Source organism: Mesorhizobium sp. WSM4308 (assembly GCF_002294905.1).
GTDB lineage: Bacteria > Pseudomonadota > Alphaproteobacteria > Rhizobiales > Rhizobiaceae > Mesorhizobium.
Genome location: NZ_NSFW01000019.1, coordinates 1 through 14,949, shown reverse-complemented (window position 1 = coordinate 14,949; position 14,949 = coordinate 1). Strand labels below are relative to the sequence as shown.

The 14,949-nt window shown below is 60.5% G+C and carries 9 protein-coding genes and 6 pseudogenes; 10 read left to right on the top strand and 5 right to left on the bottom strand.

Features of this window, described 5'->3' with window-relative positions; translation table 11 throughout:
- Positions 1-576 precede the first annotated feature (576 nt).
- Positions 577-882: a hypothetical protein gene (locus tag CK227_RS37860; protein ID WP_164548505.1), complete on the bottom strand. Its 306-nt coding sequence runs from the start codon at positions 880-882 to the stop codon at positions 577-579.
- A gap of 2 nt (positions 883-884) precedes the next feature.
- On the opposite strand from CK227_RS37860, the gene CK227_RS28990 reads away from it, so the two are divergent.
- The 3 genes and pseudogenes from CK227_RS28990 to CK227_RS28980 all read left to right on the top strand — a co-directional run.
- Complete coding sequence (locus CK227_RS28990; RefSeq protein ID WP_272482847.1) at positions 885-1,214, top strand: ATP-binding protein; 330 nt, start codon at positions 885-887, stop codon at positions 1,212-1,214.
- Between the two features lie 771 nt (positions 1,215-1,985).
- Positions 1,986-2,993 carry an ATP-grasp domain-containing protein gene (locus CK227_RS28985; RefSeq protein ID WP_063169333.1) on the top strand — a complete coding sequence of 336 codons (1,008 nt, stop codon included), beginning with the start codon at positions 1,986-1,988 and terminating at the stop codon, positions 2,991-2,993.
- 188 nt (positions 2,994-3,181) lie between these two features.
- Positions 3,182-3,462: pseudogene (locus CK227_RS28980) on the top strand (integrase core domain-containing protein); the annotation flags it as partial.
- Positions 3,463-3,510: 48 nt separating this feature from the next.
- Here CK227_RS28980 and CK227_RS37490 read toward each other — a convergent pair.
- Positions 3,511-3,750, bottom strand: a complete 240-nt coding sequence (locus CK227_RS37490; protein WP_063169335.1) for an IS110 family transposase — start codon at positions 3,748-3,750, stop codon at positions 3,511-3,513.
- A 209-nt stretch (positions 3,751-3,959) separates the two neighbouring features.
- On the opposite strand from CK227_RS37490, the pseudogene CK227_RS28970 reads away from it, so the two are divergent.
- The 7 genes and pseudogenes from CK227_RS28970 to CK227_RS28940 all read left to right on the top strand — a co-directional run.
- Positions 3,960-5,164: pseudogene (locus tag CK227_RS28970) on the top strand (IS110 family transposase).
- A gap of 419 nt (positions 5,165-5,583) precedes the next feature.
- Positions 5,584-5,964, top strand: coding sequence for a transposase (locus tag CK227_RS28965; RefSeq protein WP_199489649.1), 381 nt, complete (start codon positions 5,584-5,586; stop codon positions 5,962-5,964).
- Positions 5,961-6,313 (top strand): annotated as a pseudogene (gene tnpB / locus CK227_RS28960) (IS66 family insertion sequence element accessory protein TnpB). Before CK227_RS28965 ends, tnpB begins: the two are co-directional and overlap by 4 nt.
- Before the next feature lie 69 nt (positions 6,314-6,382).
- Positions 6,383-7,700, top strand: a pseudogene (locus CK227_RS28955) (IS66 family transposase); the annotation flags it as partial.
- Between the two features lie 49 nt (positions 7,701-7,749).
- Complete coding sequence (locus tag CK227_RS36905; RefSeq protein ID WP_063169337.1) at positions 7,750-8,052, top strand: hypothetical protein; 303 nt, start codon at positions 7,750-7,752, stop codon at positions 8,050-8,052.
- Positions 8,039-10,102, top strand: a complete 2,064-nt coding sequence (locus CK227_RS28945) for a recombinase family protein (RefSeq protein ID WP_063169338.1) — start codon at positions 8,039-8,041, stop codon at positions 10,100-10,102. The genes CK227_RS36905 and CK227_RS28945 overlap by 14 nt, the downstream gene beginning before the upstream one ends.
- A gap of 28 nt (positions 10,103-10,130) precedes the next feature.
- Positions 10,131-10,323 (top strand): annotated as a pseudogene (locus CK227_RS28940) (transposase domain-containing protein); the annotation flags it as partial.
- Positions 10,324-10,367: 44 nt separating this feature from the next.
- Here the strand turns inward: CK227_RS28940 and CK227_RS37485 are convergent.
- From CK227_RS37485 to CK227_RS28920, 3 genes and pseudogenes are all read right to left on the bottom strand, one after another.
- Positions 10,368-10,705, bottom strand: a pseudogene (locus CK227_RS37485) (IS110 family transposase); the annotation flags it as partial.
- Positions 10,706-10,793: 88 nt separating this feature from the next.
- Complete coding sequence (locus tag CK227_RS28930; RefSeq protein ID WP_245433495.1) at positions 10,794-12,377, bottom strand: CocE/NonD family hydrolase; 1,584 nt, start codon at positions 12,375-12,377, stop codon at positions 10,794-10,796.
- A gap of 682 nt (positions 12,378-13,059) precedes the next feature.
- Positions 13,060-14,793 (bottom strand): CocE/NonD family hydrolase, encoded by a 1,734-nt coding sequence (locus CK227_RS28920; RefSeq protein ID WP_245433496.1) that lies wholly within the window; start codon positions 14,791-14,793, stop codon positions 13,060-13,062.
- Positions 14,794-14,949: the final 156 nt, after the last annotated feature.

Here is a 14,949-nt window from a genome sequence, read left to right as displayed (position 1 = left end):
ACTAGCCGGCCGCGTATTACCTTCGATGCCGCCGATGGCTACTCTTGCCCCTGCGGATGAATCCATGCCCAGCAGCTCTTCGCCGCAGTGTCTTGAGTCTGCGGCCAGACGGCGAGCTTTGCGCCGGCCGGAAGCTGCCGGAGGAGCGTGGGCGCCAGTAGCAGGCTCGACATGGCCACGGGAAGTTTGACAGACGTGGCCAGTGCAGCCTGGCACCAGATACTGAAGCCGCAGTCCCTGGTTATCGCGACGGCTCCGCGCTCAACCAACCGCCTGGCAGCTGCAATGTAGGCCGGCTCGAGAGAGGCATCGCCAGGACTGACCCTCTCCGCCAAAGCCCCGGCCGCGGTCTCTATTATAATTGGGAAGTCGAAGTTGCCGGGTTGAAGACCGACCCCGATGCGGTGGCGGAAATTCACCAGGGCGCAAGTCCGATCTCCAGCCTGTGATTTTTGCAACACTGGCCATCCAATGAGGATCCAACTGCCGTCTGATCGTGACAATTCAGCTGCGTCAAATGCCTTTGCCGCCAAGATGGCGCGTATCGTCAGGTTGTGCTGACCAAGCTGGGACGCTCTACGAGCGCAGGAATCCTGCATTCGCCTGACGCTTCCGGCTCGGTTGCAAGGCTCGGGAATAGTAATGACGAAACAGTGGATCAGCACGCCGTAAGCCCAGTGCAAAAAATGCGGGCTTCGTGCCGAACCTTTTTTTGGAACGGCGGGCGCGGATCTCATCATTGAGATTACCGGAAAGCCTGTCCGGACTTTTCCGAAGCCGCACTGTTATCCTGTTCGAGAGCGACGCATCGATGGTTCCTTTCCCCGCCTCATCGACAAGCTCACCCGTGTCCACTTGGCTCATCCACGACGACTTCGGCAACCATGCTCTCTCCGATCAGCAGCGCTTCCACCTCTTCGAAAATCGTCGAGGAGCGCTATCAGAGAAAATCCACCCTGATCACCGCCCAGGTCCCCGTGGCAAGCTGGCACGACCTTATTAACGACAGCACGGTCGCCGACGCTATACACGACCGCTCGTGCACAATGCACACCGCATCGCCCTTCAGGGCGAGAGCATCCGAAGAAAAAAGCCTCGGCCCTCTTGACCGACTCCGAGAACACCGAAATCAATCAGCCCTACAGCAACCAGGCTGCCGAGGACCAACCTCGACGAACTGTCGGACTTTTGTGAAAACGCTGTCCGGGAATTAGCGGAATCGCTGTCCAGCTTTTGAAGCGCGCAATAACACTATGGCCGTCATCGAAATGAGCAAGGCGAAGTGCTGATTGCCGCGTTTGTTCCGGGATTAAGCGCCAGCCTCTCAAGAAGATTTATGCCGACTCGCCATCATTGTTGAAACTGCTGCAGCGCTCGCACGTTGAAGCCGGCCAGGCCGGGCATACGATTATGCGGATCGCCTTCGCCCAACTTCAATTCTGGACGCCAGGGCTCGATGTAAGGGACCGGCGAGCGTCAAAAGACTGCGGATGGGTCGCCGCTCGTCCCCTGGGATACGATCTCTGTCGGATTTTGTCGCGCCTGCGACATAGTGGTTGTGCGGGCCAGTTTAGTACCTGATATGACCGTAAGTTTGATATCAAACTCAAAGCACTGGCCGACGTGCATTTTGCGAGGTTGGCACGGTTTTTGAAGCGATCATTTCGCGTCGGAGCGCTCTCATCCGCCGGTTATCATCTGTTTTGGCATAAACCCTGCATAAGGCTTTATTGATGGTACCGCAACCCAACTCGCCGTCTTTCGAGCTACTTGGGCAAAAAGAGCACCGCCAGCGGAAAGGGTCGGGAACCGGAGAGGGAACCGGGTGGTGGACCTATGTTTGTGGAGGGGGTTGTGAAAAGGGTCAGCCATGGTGCTTCGAGCCTCTTGTACTCGTGCAGGTCGTCAATGTTGATATAGCGGTTGGCCTCCATCCAGTTTTCATTGGTTTCGTGACAGCAGACAAACGTCAAAGGAGATAGCTCATGCGAGTAGCCATCGTAACGAACAGTGATTTCAACGGTGTGATTAACCGGTTCGGTCAGCCTTGTCCGCAGCCGCCGCAGCCTTGGCCGCATAGCGGCACGTTGGAAGATGTGGTGGCGGCACTTCAAGAGGGCGGCCACGAGACGGTAGTGTGTGAAGGCGATAAAGGACTGCTCGCCAGTCTCGAGCGGTTCATGCCACCTGATCCGCAAGGTCGCCCCTCGGGAATGGTCTTCAACTTGGCGGAGGGAATTCAGGGCGAAAAGCGTTACACTCATGTTCCTGCCATGCTTGAGATGGCCGGTGTTCCATACACTGGATGTAGCCCCTTCGGGATTGGGCTGACGGGAGACAAAGTCATTACCAAAATGCTCATCCGCGATCAGGGCGTGCCGACTCCGAACTTTCGCGTGATGCGTCGCGGCACCGAGAACACCGGCGACCTGAGATTCCCAGTGGTAGTGAAGCCGCGGGAGGAGGACTGCAGCTTCGGATTGCAGATCATACATGAACACTCTAAGTTGCGGCAGGCCGTCGAAGTGATCGTCACGCAGCATGCTCAGGATGCGCTAGTGGAGGAATACATCGAGGGGCGGGAAATCTGCGTTGCGTTGCTCGGAAACGGGGAGCCCGAAGTTTTGCCTCTAGTGGAGCAGGACTTCGGTGACCGCGAAACGCGTGTTATGAATTGGGATGCGAAGTACGTGGCGGCCGCAGCGGTGCCCAAGATTTGCCCGGCGAAAATCGAGAGCGGGCTTGAGACGATGTTACGGGATATTTCGGTTGCGACCTTCCGTGCCTGCCACTGCCGGGACTATGCCCGCGTCGATTTCCGGATCGATCGCTCAGGCCAACCGTTTGTCCTAGAGATGAACTCGGTGCCGGCCCTTGGTATACACTCCAGTTATGGCACAGCTGCAACGGCCGGCGGACACAGCTTCGTAAGCTTGATCAATCGCATCCTCAATGTCGCCCACACCCGCTATTTCGGAATCGGCGTCTCATAGTGGATTGATCGGATCAAAAGAGTCCGATTTCGGGATTCCGTTTTGCGGTTTGGCGTGCGAGTTAGATGCATGCGCAATAGCATCCCCCTTCACCGTTTTGGCCAGCGACCGTCAGCGCCTGCAAGCGCTCGTCGCGGCGCCAGGAAGCCCGCAAGCACGTTCGGGGGCCGCATCGTCGCGCTGTGCTTCGAACCACGAAGCCAAAGCATACTTGGACCACCGGCTAGGTCGAGCGAATGAACCGCACCATCAAGGACGCGACGGGCAAGCGTTTCCACTACGACGATCATGACCAACTGCGTCGGCATCTTGCCGACTTTGTTGCGGCCTACAAATTTCGGCCGCAGGCTGAAGGCCCTCAAAGGTCTCACCCTACGAGTTCATCTGCAAGGCATGGGCTTCCCAGCCCGAGCGCTTCACTCTCAATCCGCTCCACCAAATGCCTGGACTTGTCTATTCGGCGTGTTGAAGTCAATCCCATTCAAGCTTCCTAGGCTGACCTGCCGACGCGATTATCCTAGCCTGATTGATGTAACCGCGGCGTCAAACCGAGATACGGCCCCACGTCCTTCGAATTCCTGAAGGGGGCAGGAATATCGACCGTGGCGTTGAAACCCAGTGCAACGATAGGGCCGACGCCCAGCACGGTCATCAACCGCCTGCAAACCGTGTCACCCCTCACGATCGACAACAGTCTTTCGTGTAGCACCGTGAACTGCTCGCAAAGTTTCCGACGGGCGGTGAGCAACGTCTCCATGATGTCTCGAGTTCCGGAATGTCACCGGAAGGGTCCCGGATGCGATCCGCGAATTTGCCGGCCGTCGACAATGCCAACTTTGAGACCGAAGTTACGAAACAGGCCACGGATGTCGTTCTCGATGGCGATGGCCTTTTCCTGAAGCGACTTGAGGGCCGTCAGCAGCGCCCGGCGATTCTGGGTCGTCAGCGTCTTGACAGTAAGACCGTATGTCCGCCTCTGCCGATGAGGTGGCTCGCCCTACACTGCGCGTCCGAGGGTTGCTCGGACGGGCCGAGCCGATCCTCACCACAGGAGGACGAGCCGTGGCGGATTATAGAGAAGCATTTGTCGGAATCGATGTTGCGAAGCTTAAGAACGCTATTGCGATTGCGGAGGCAGGCCGGGAAGGAGAGGTTCGGTTCTTCGGTGAGGTCGACGCGTCGGCGACCAGCATGCGGCGGGTCATAGGCCGGATCGCCAGCCGCTTTGATTACGTGCATTTCTGCTATGAGGCTGGGCCGACCGGGTACGGCCTTTATCGCCTGATCCGGTCGCTCGGGCACGAGTGCACCGTGGTTGCACCATCATTGATACCAAGGAAGCCCGGCGATCGGGTGAAGACGAACCGTCGAGACGCCATTTCCCTTGCCCGACTATTGCGCGCCGGCGAGCTGACCGCGGTGTGGGTTCCCGATGAAGGGCACGAGTCCATACGGGATCTTGTTCGCGCGCGGGCGGGCGCGGTCGAGACGCTGCGGGTCCATCGCCAGCAGGTGAGCGCATTCATGCTCAAGCACGGCCGTAGCTATCCGCGAAAGAAGAGCTGGACGATGCGCTATCTACGCTGGCTTCAGGAACAAGGTTCGATCATCCCGCGCATCAGATCGCACTCCAGGAGATGGTCGAGGCGGTGCGCGTCTCGAAAGAGCGGGTCGAGCGGCTGGAGCGTGTGATCGAAGAGTTCGTCCCGGCCTGGTCGCTGGCACCGATCGTGTGGGCGCTTCAGACATTGCGTGGGGTAGACCTAATTGTCGCCGTGACGTTCGTCACCGAAGTCGGCGACGCCAGCCGGTTCGAAAGCCCACGCCAGCTCATGGGATATCTCGGTCGGGTCCCCGGCGAGCGCTCAACCGGGGAGACAGTCCGGCGCGGCGGCATCACAAAGGCAGGCAACGGTCGGGTTCGCCACATGTTGGTCGAGAGCGCCTGGACCTATCGACATCCGCCCAAGGTCGGGAAGGCGAAGCTATACCGGTTGGAGCAGGCGTCACCGAAGGTGCGTGAGATCGCCTGGAAGGCGCAGTCCCGCCTGACAGCCCGCTACCGCATGCTGAGCGCTCGGGGCAAACGGACAACGGTCGTCTGCACCGCGATCGCCCGTGAACTGGTCGGCTTTATGTGGGCAGTCGCAAGGGAGGCGCGCGTCACCTGATCGCTCGCCGCGATGGCGCACATATCGCGCATGGGCGGAGGCGGGACCACGGCAGGGGAATGCCCGTCAGACGCTTTGTGGCCGGCAAATCGACCGACGCCCGCAGTAAGATAGGAACAGCCCCGGACGCACAATCGGGAATGCGGTAGCCAACCCGCGCATCAGAGCTTGATCACCGACGTCCTTCAGTTCCGCCTCCCCACCCATGCGCGATCATCAGAATGAGCAGCCGTTCCTCGGATCGGGCGACCTCATGCGTTCCAAACCTTGACAGCGGACATCAGAGCGGTGTTTCCGGACCACCTTTCGGGAGTGGTCGCGATCTGTGAGGTTGCCGATCCTGTATTGGGATCGGAGATCGGCTTGTGTCTGGACTTGACCTTACGCTTGACCCGGAGCGGCAGCTTCGGCGTTTCGAGGTGATCAACGGTGCCGGCGGTCGGCGTCACTGGTCGGTGGATGACAAGGCGCGGATCATCGCAGAGACGCTGGAGCCGAATGCGATCATTTCCGAGGTCGCCCGCCGTTATGGTCTCAGGCCGCAGCAGGTCTTCGCCTGGCGCCGCGAAGCGCGCAAACAGGCCGCTTCGGTGCAGCAAGATTCTCCTGCCTTTGTGCCGGCGGTTGTGGCGGCGGCGGAACCTGCAGCCAGCCGTTCACCGAAGCAGCGGAAACGGCAAGCCACCCGAGATGCCGGCATGATCGAGCTTGAGATCGACGGCATCGCGATGCGCGTCGGCCGGGGCGCCGATACCAAGACGGTGGCCGCAGTGATCCGCGCGCTGAAGGCGACGTCGTGATCGGGCCGACGGGTGCGGTCAAGGTCATGGTGGCGACGAAGCCCGTCGACTTCCGCAAGGGTGCGGAGGGATTGGCGGCGCTGGTGCGAGAGACAATGGGGGCCGATCCGTTCAGCGGGGCCGTCTACGTCTTCCGGGCGAAGCGGACTGACCGGATCAAGCTGATCTTCTGGGATGGCACCGGGGTTTGCCTGCTAAGCGTTTGGAGGATGGGGAGTTCCGCTGGCCGAAAGTGCATGACGGCATGATGCGGCTGACGGCCGCGCAGCTCTCGGCGCTACTCGAAGGTCTCGACTGGCGGCGAGTCCATGAGGCGCGCCGGACCCGCGTGCCAGCCCAGGCGGGCTGACCCGCGACGAAGTGAATCAGCCTAGATTCCGCTGTCGCGGGCTGTCGGCGAATATGGTCTGATCCGTTCATGGCGATGACGGCTGACCAGCTTCCCGACGATCCGGACGCGCTGAAGGCGATGGTCCTGGCGCACGACGTCGAGAATGCCCGTCTGATTCAGATCATCAAGGAATTGCAGCGTCACCGCTTCGGCCGGCGTGCCGAGACGCTCCCCGAGGATCAATTGCTGCTGGGGCTCGAAGAGGCGGAGCAGATCGAGGCCGCCGGTGAGGAAGAGAAGGAGCAATCTGCTCCCGCCGAGCGGCAAGCAAAGGCCACGAGGCGCCGGGCCAACCGGGGCGCGCTGCCACCCCATCTGCCGCGCGTGGAGATGGTCGTCGACATCGAGGACCATGCCTGCCCATGCTGCCGCAATGGCTTGCATCGGATCGGCGAGGACGTGAGCGAGCGGCTCGACATCGTTCCGGCGCAGCTGCGTGTAATCGTCGTGCGCCGGCCCAAATATGCCTGCCGCGCCTGCGAGGACGTCGTGGTTCAGGCTTCCGGCGCCGGCCCGGCTGATCGAGGGTGGTCTTCCGACCGAGGCAACGGTCGCCCAGGTGCTGGTCTCAAAATATGCCGATCACCTTCCGCTCTATCGTCAGGCGCAAATCTACGCCCGGCAGGGTATCAATCTCGATCGCTCTACGCTCGCCGACTGGGTCGGCCGCGCCGCCTGGCACCTGCGTCCGGTGCATGAGCGGCTGCTTGGCAAGCTGAAGTCCTCGGCAAAACTCTTCGCCGACGAGACGACCGCGCCGGTGCTCGATCCCGGCCGCGGCAAGACTAAGACAGGTCAACTCTGGGCCTATGCCCGCGATGACCGACGATGGGAGGGGAGCGACCCGCCGGGCGTCGCCTATGTCTATGCGCCGGACCGAAAGGCCGAGCGTCCGATCGCTCATCTCGCAGGCTTCACCGGAATCTTGCAGGTCGACGGCTATGGCGGCTATCGCGTGCTGGCCGACAAAAGCGGCGTCACGCTCGCCTTCTGCTGGGCGCATGTCCGTCGGCGCTTTTATGAACTGGCAGCAGCCGGTCCCGCGCCGATCGCCAGTGACGCGCTGAGACGGATCGCCGAACTCTACAAGATCGAGGATGACATCCGTGGCCGATCGGCCAACGAGCGCCGCGCGATGCGTCAGGACAAAAGCCGCGCCATCGTCGCCGATCTCGAACCCTGGCTGCGTGAGAAGCTCGGCCTGATCAGTCAGAAGACCAAGCTCGCAGAGGCAATCCGCTACACGCTCTCACGCTGGGAAGGCCTCTCGCACTTCCTTGACGACGGCCGCATCGAGATCGACAGCAACACCGTCGAACGCTCGATCCGTCCGATCGCAATCTCGGGGTCATTCTGCCCATGTTGGGCAGGAGGTCGAAGTCCCGTGCGCAGCAATGGATCTGGGCTCCCCGCGCGCGTCGCTTGCTGCACTGCTTGAACTGAACAAGCTCTTGATCCAGCGCCGTTTCCGGCGAGGCTCTCCGGATGGTTTCATCATCGGGGAGACTCAAAATGAGAACCTTGCCGCCACCGACACGATCTCTCGTGATCGTTCGCCAGCTCAGCATGCGCTCGACTCGCACAAGCTAGTCGGGCTGAGCGCAGCGCAACGAACGATCGTGATCGCCCGGCTCGCCAATGTGCTGATGGCCGCCGCCGGTATCGTGACGGAGGAGAGCCGCGATGACGAGCCGTAATCTGATTCCGGCCACCATCCTCAAGCGCAAGGCCGTTGTCTATGTACGTCAGTCCACGCAGGCGCAAGTGCAGCTCAATCTTGAGAGCCAGCGTCGGCAATATGAGCTGGTCGACGTCGCGCGGCGCTGGGGATTCCGCAAGGTTGAGGTGATCGACGAGGACTTGGGACGCACCGCAAGTGGAGCTGTGGAACGTCCCGGTTTCGAACGCCTGGTCGACGATCTGTGCACCGGTCATGTGGGCGCTGTGCTTTGCCTGGAGGCGTCCCGCCTGTCTCGCAACGGACCGGACTGGCATCGGCTGCTCGAGTTGTGCGGCGAAGTCGATGCACGGGTGATCGATCTGGACGGAGTCTACGATCCGGGACTGCCGAACGATCGCCTGCTGCTCGGCATGAAGGGGAGCATAAGCGAGTTCGAACTCGGGGTGCTGCGTGCTCGCATGTACGAAGCTGACCGCGCCAAGGCACAGCGCGGCGAACTGCGCATCTCTGTGCCCTTCGGCTACGTCTGGCACCGGGATTACGGTCTCGGGTTCGATCCCGATATACGCCTGCAGGAGACCATTCGCCTGATATTCGCGCGTTTCCGCGAACTCGGCAGTGCCCGCCAGGTCCTGATCTCGATGATCGACGATGGCGTGCATTTCCCCAGACCCTCCGACGGCAAGAAGATGGTGTCCTTCGCCTGGGTTCCGGTCCGCTACCGCAACGTGATCTCCGTCCTGAAGAACCCGTTCTACGCCGGCGCTTATGTCTATGGTAAGAGCGAGAAGCGCACCGAGATCGTGGATGGCCGCGTCCGCAAGAGCTATGGTCATTACAAGCCGGCCAGCGATTGGGCGGTGGTGCTCAAGGAGCATCACGAAGGCTATATCGGATGGAGCGAGTACGAACGGAACCAGGAACTTCTCGCCGCCAACGCCTATGGCAAAGCCGGCGGCGTCAAGTCGGGCCGCGGCGGTCGCGCGTTGCTCCCGGGTCTTCTCTCCTGTGGTCGATGCGGGCGAAGACTGGTTGTCACGTATGCCGGACGTGGCCAAGGTTACCCGGTCTATCGTTGCGAGAACACCATGATGGCGCAGGCGCGATGCATGTCGTTCAACGGCTTTCGCACCGATGCGGCGGTGGCCCGCGAAGCCTTGGAGGCGGTTGCGCCGATGGCGATCGAGGCGGCGTTGGAGGCTGAACAGATGCAGCTGGAGAGCGAAGCCAGGCGGCGGCAGATGATCGAGATGGACCTGCAGCAGGCACGCTATGAGGCATCGCTCGCCGAGCGCCGCTACGCCGCCTGCGACCCGGAGAACCGGCTTATAGCGGCCCAGCTCGAGAGGAACTGGGAAGCTAGGCTCAGGCGCGTGGAGACCTGCGAGGCCCGGCTCAGTGAAGTCCAGCGTATGGAGCCTGTCGACGCGATCCCTGACTTCACCGGCCTCGCCCAGGATCTCGAAGCCGCCTGGAATGCGCCGGGTGTCGATATGCGGTTCCGTCAGCAACTGCTGCGCGCGCTCATCAAGGACATTGTGGCGGACGTCGATGACGACGCGCGCGATGTGATCCTGACCATCCATTGGCATGGGGGCCAGCATTCCCAGGTAAGGGTTCGCAAGTCCAAATCCGGAGAGCATGGCCAGAGTACGCCTGAGGAGGCTCTGGCGGTCATGCGATCCATGGCAACGCGATGGTCGGATGCCGAAATCGCCGCCACACTCAACCGCATGGGCATGAAGACGGGTCAGGGAAAGACCTGGACGGCGCGACGCGTCCAATCCCTGCGCACGGTGCACAAGATCAGCGGCTATCGGTCTTCCGACAAGAACGGCGAGTGGCTTACCATGTCGGACGCGGCCGCGAAGCTTGGCGTGTCGCACGTCAAAATCCGCCGGTTCGTCAGGGACGGCATATTACCAGCCGAGCAGGTCATGCGCGGCGCGCCCTACCAGATCCGCGCCAGCGACCTTGAAGATGAACGGATCAAGGCCGATTTGGCGCGCAAATCTCCGCGTATCATCAACGACGATAATCAGAAATCGCTGTTTCCCGCCATTTGAAGAGGGGGTGCATAATGAATCAGTCTTCGCGCTCAACCGCAAGAACGCGCTCTTCGCAGGCTCTGACGGCGGCGCCGAACACTGGGCAGTCATCGCCTCGCTGATCGAAACCTGCAAGCTCAATGGTGTCGAACCGCTCGGCTTATCTCGCCGATGTCCTCACCAGGATCGTCAACGGCCACCCCAACAGCCAGATCGACGATCTCCTGCCTTGGGTCTACATCAACAAGCTCGAGCTCAAGGCCGTGGCCCGAGAATACCGCTTACTCTTGACATGCACGGGCCGGAACAGGTTAACCCGCATATCTGCGCGATGCCGCGAGCATGGTTGCGGTCGGTCTTGTTGACCTGTGCCTTGAGAACGCCTTGGAATGACGGGGCTCGATACAGGTCACGTAGTCCGGCTGCCGCCAGACCAACCATTGGGATAAGGGGCCGGCTTCAAGCCTGATCCGGGCGAGATTCCATGCGGGGTTCTTCAATGCGTCAGCAAGATCGTCCGGATGACTAGCAACCTTCATCTCTCGGCAAATTCGGCGCCCTTCTCACGATGCAAACGGTGGTCTCTTTCACGGAGACGTCCAGTCCGGCATAATTTTTCATGCTGCGCTTCCTTTCCTGATGCTTGTGGCTGTTCACACAGACCACGTTTTGTCATCATCTCGAAGCGCAGCACTTCAAAACAACCCGTTCAAGGCGGGGGGCAAAGCCGAATACCACAATCTAAACACCTAGCGATGCTGTTCAAATTCGCCTTGCCGGCATGGGACCCCATCGCTGTCATCACAGGAAGCAGTACGTGGGAGGGGAACTGCTCGCAGTGATGAATCGTGTTCCGAGCCACTACCCATTCAGTTTCGTCCCAGTTGTTACCTCCCGTATTCAGGTTGCGGTCGAACCGCGGGAAGGCCGAACTAGTGATTTCCAGGCGAATTTGATGGCCGGCCGGAAACCAATTACTTGTGGCGTCGAGATCAATCTCGATTTTGCATATAACGCTCGGTTCCATGAAAACAGCCCGATCAAAGCCCTCGCGATAGCGGACGCGCAGTATCCCGTCCACCACGTCAATCGCACGGCCATCGGGATGTACGTCCAACAGTCTGGCCACGAAGTCCGTGTCCGGGGCCGAAGAAGAGACGAAGAGGACCGCCCGGACAAATCCGGTAACCTCCATGCCCTCTGTGAGGGGCGGTGAAGTGAAGCAGAGGACGTCTGGACGAAGCTGGACGTCCTGGTAATCGCGGGGTCCTATAGTAGTTCCACTTGACTTCCCGCCGTCCATCCCCAAGAACGGCGCCGGATCCCCAGGGTCGTAGGTAAACGTGTCAGCCGGCTCGTCGGCACTCGGAGGCTCTACATCAAGAGTCCCGTCGCCTAGACGGGTCGCGGCATTCCCGCCGCTGCGGAGGAACCAGTGCTGCAGTTCCACACCAAGAGGGGGCCATTCTGACGCGGCACGCCACTCGTTGCGACCCATCACGTAGTACTGGACGCGGGGCATTCCCTCGATCCGGTCGGGCTTGTCGTTCAGCCAGCAGTCGAACCAGTCCAGGTAGATCTGCCAGCAATCCAGGCGCGCGTCGCCCAGCTCGCGCTCGCCGATAACCGTCGGGGCTTTGAGACTCTCGGTGCCACAATGCGTGGCTGGCGACAGAATGATATGTTGGTGATCGCGTGCCGCCGGGCTCAATCCGCGAGCACTAAAAACGCGCTGCTGGTGAAGCGCGTCGGCAGCCCCCACGTCGTACCACGAGTTCACGAACAGGGCTGGGACGTCGATGGTCGAGTCCTCGCTAAGCATCCCATTCCGATCCCCCCAGGGATCGCCTGGGTCACGCGAGACCCAGTCCTCCCAGTCAGTCGGCGGTCCCCCAAGGCTCTTAAGCATGTTGACGAGCGGCAGCGACGCGAAAGCCCGCTGATACTCCTCATCGCTTTTCGGTTGCACTCGGGACCGGTCCTTCGCTGCGGTTTGGTGGAACCAGGGGACAAACGCGGCAACCTCCACCGCACCGCCGAGACGGAGATCCCCGTTGCGATATCGCCCTCCGGCAGAGCCGTTCGCGCCGCCCGATCCCTGCGCAATTGCGCATCGGTGGGCTGGATGGCACAACTGCGCCAGCAAAACCTGCGCGATACCAAGCGCCGAGCACCCATATGTGCCCACGCGTCCATTCGACCATGGCTGCTGCGAAATCCAGGACAGCGTGTCATAACCGTCGTCCCTTTCATTCTCCATGAGGGTATACGCCGCCGGAATCGAAGACTCCACGAAGCTCCTGCACAAGTACGGCGAAGCCTTGTCCAGCAAACATTCTTGCCACTTTGTGGCGAGGCTCAACCGGACAGCGATAGGGCGTCTTACCGTATTGAGTTCGGATAAGGATTGACCCGAGTTCCCCAGTGTAACCAATAGGCCGATACAGGTCCGTGGCGAGCTCAACGCCGTCCCGCATTGGAACGCGCAAGCCGGTCTGCAAAACCACTTCGTATCGCGGCGTTGGCGGTTTAATCGGGCCTAGTTCATTACACACTTCAGAGTGCCTCCCAGACATTGAGACTGATTCAAGATGGAGTGGCCAATTTCGACGGGTCTCAGCATTCTATCTGCACGGTGGTGTGTTCGTCGCATTCACAGTACAACGATGAACTCTGTGCCGTTGCTAAGTTGTTTGAAAAGAAACTCAACCGTGCTTCTCTAGCAGGTCCGGCACTCAATGATGGCGCGTTGCCACCCCAATTTCCCTATTGCTTAAATCAATGTGACAGCGCGCCTACGCCGCTGTGCAAAACATCAATTGTGAGTCTCACCGCCATTATGTGCCGATCCATGGACCCCCATTCCATGCTGATTGACGCGGGCCGATGGGGCAAGCTGCTTGATGTGAGAAGCGACGGGCTCCCCGACCGATCGCAGCTTGTTATCACCGTTTGTTTGAAATAGTGGAGGTAGGCTAGCCAGGCGGCAAGCTGTTCAAATTCGCCTTGCCGGCATGGGACCCCATCGCTGTCATCACAGGAAGCAGTACGTGGGAGGGGAACTGCTCGCAGTGATGAATCGTGTTCCGAGCCACTACCCATTCAGTTTCGTCCCAGTTGTTACCTCCCGTATTCAGGTTGCGGTCGAACCGCGGGAAGGCCGAACTAGTGATTTCCAGGCGAATTTGATGGCCGGCCGGAAACCAATTACTTGTGGCGTCGAGATCAATCTCGATTTTGCATATAACGCTCGGTTCCATGAAAACAGCCCGATCAAAGCCCTCGCGATAGCGGACGCGCAGTATCCCGTCCACCACGTCAATCGCACGGCCATCGGGATGTACGTCCAACAGTCTGGCCACGAAGTCCGTGTCCGGGGCCGAAGAAGAGACGAAGAGGACCGCCCGGACAAATCCGGTAACCTCCATGCCCTCTGTGAGGGGCGGTGAAGTGAAGCAGAGGACGTCTGGACGAAGCTGGACGTCCTGGTAATCGCGGGGTCCTATAGTAGTTCCACTTGACTTCCCGCCGTCCATCCCCAAGAACGGCGCCGGATCCCCAGGGTCGTAGGTAAACGAGACAGACGGCTCGTAGGCAATCGGAGGCTCTACATCAAGAGTCCCGTCGCCTAGACGGGTCGCGGCATTCCCGCCGCTGCGGAGGAACCAGTGCTGCAGTTCCACACCAAGAGGGGGCCATTCTGACGCGGCACGCCACTCGTTGCGACCCATCACGTAGTACTGGACGCGGGGCATTCCCTCGATCCGGTCGGGCTTGTCGTTCAGCCAGCAGTCGAACCAGTCCAGGTAGATCTGCCAGCAATCCAGGCGCGCGTCGCCCAGCTCGCGCTCGCCGATAACCGTCGGGGCTTTGAGACTCTCGGTGCCACAATGCGTGGCTGGCGACAGAATGATATGTTGGTGATCGCGTGCCGCCGGGCTCAATCCGCGAGCACTAAAAACGCGCTGCTGGTGAAGCGCGTCGGCAGCCCCCACGTCGTACCACGAGTTCACGAACAGGGCTGGGACGTCGATGGTCGAGTCCTCGCTAAGCATCCCATTCCGATCCCCCCAGGGATCGCCTGGGTCACGCGAGACCCAGTCCTCCCAGTCAGTCGGCGGTCCCCCAAGGCTCTTAAGCATGTTGACGAGCGGCAGCGACGCGAAAGCCCGCTGATACTCCTCATCGCTTTTCGGTTGCACTCGGGACCGGTCCTTCGCTGCGGTTTGGTGGAACCAGGGGACAAACGCGGCAACCTCCACCGCACCGCCGAGACGGAGATCCCCGTTGCGATATCGCCCTCCGGCAGAGCCGTTCGCGCCGCCCGATCCCTGCGCAATTGCGCATCGGTGGGCTGGATGGCACAACTGCGCCAGCAAAACCTGCGCGATACCAAGCGCCGAGCACCCATATGTGCCCACGCGTCCATTCGACCATGGCTGCTGCGAAATCCAGGACAGCGTGTCATAACCGTCGTCCCCTATATGTTCCCTAGCGTATACGCCGCCGGAATCGAAGACGCCACGACGCTCCTGCACAAGTACAGCGAACCCTTGTCCAGCAAACATTCTTGCCACTTTGTGGCGAGGCTCAACCGGACAGCGATAGGGCGTCTTACCGTATGGAGTTCGGATAAGGATTGACCCGAGTTCCCCAGTGTAACCAATAGGCCGATACAGGTCCGTGGCGAGCTCAACGCCGTCCCGCATTGGAACGCGCAAGCCGGTCTGCAAAACCACTTCGTATCGCGGCGTTGGCGGTTTAATCGGGCCTAGTTCATTACACACTTCAGAGTGCCTCCCAGACATTGAGACTGATTCAAGATGGAGTGGCCAATTTCGACGGGTCTCAGCATTCTATCTGCA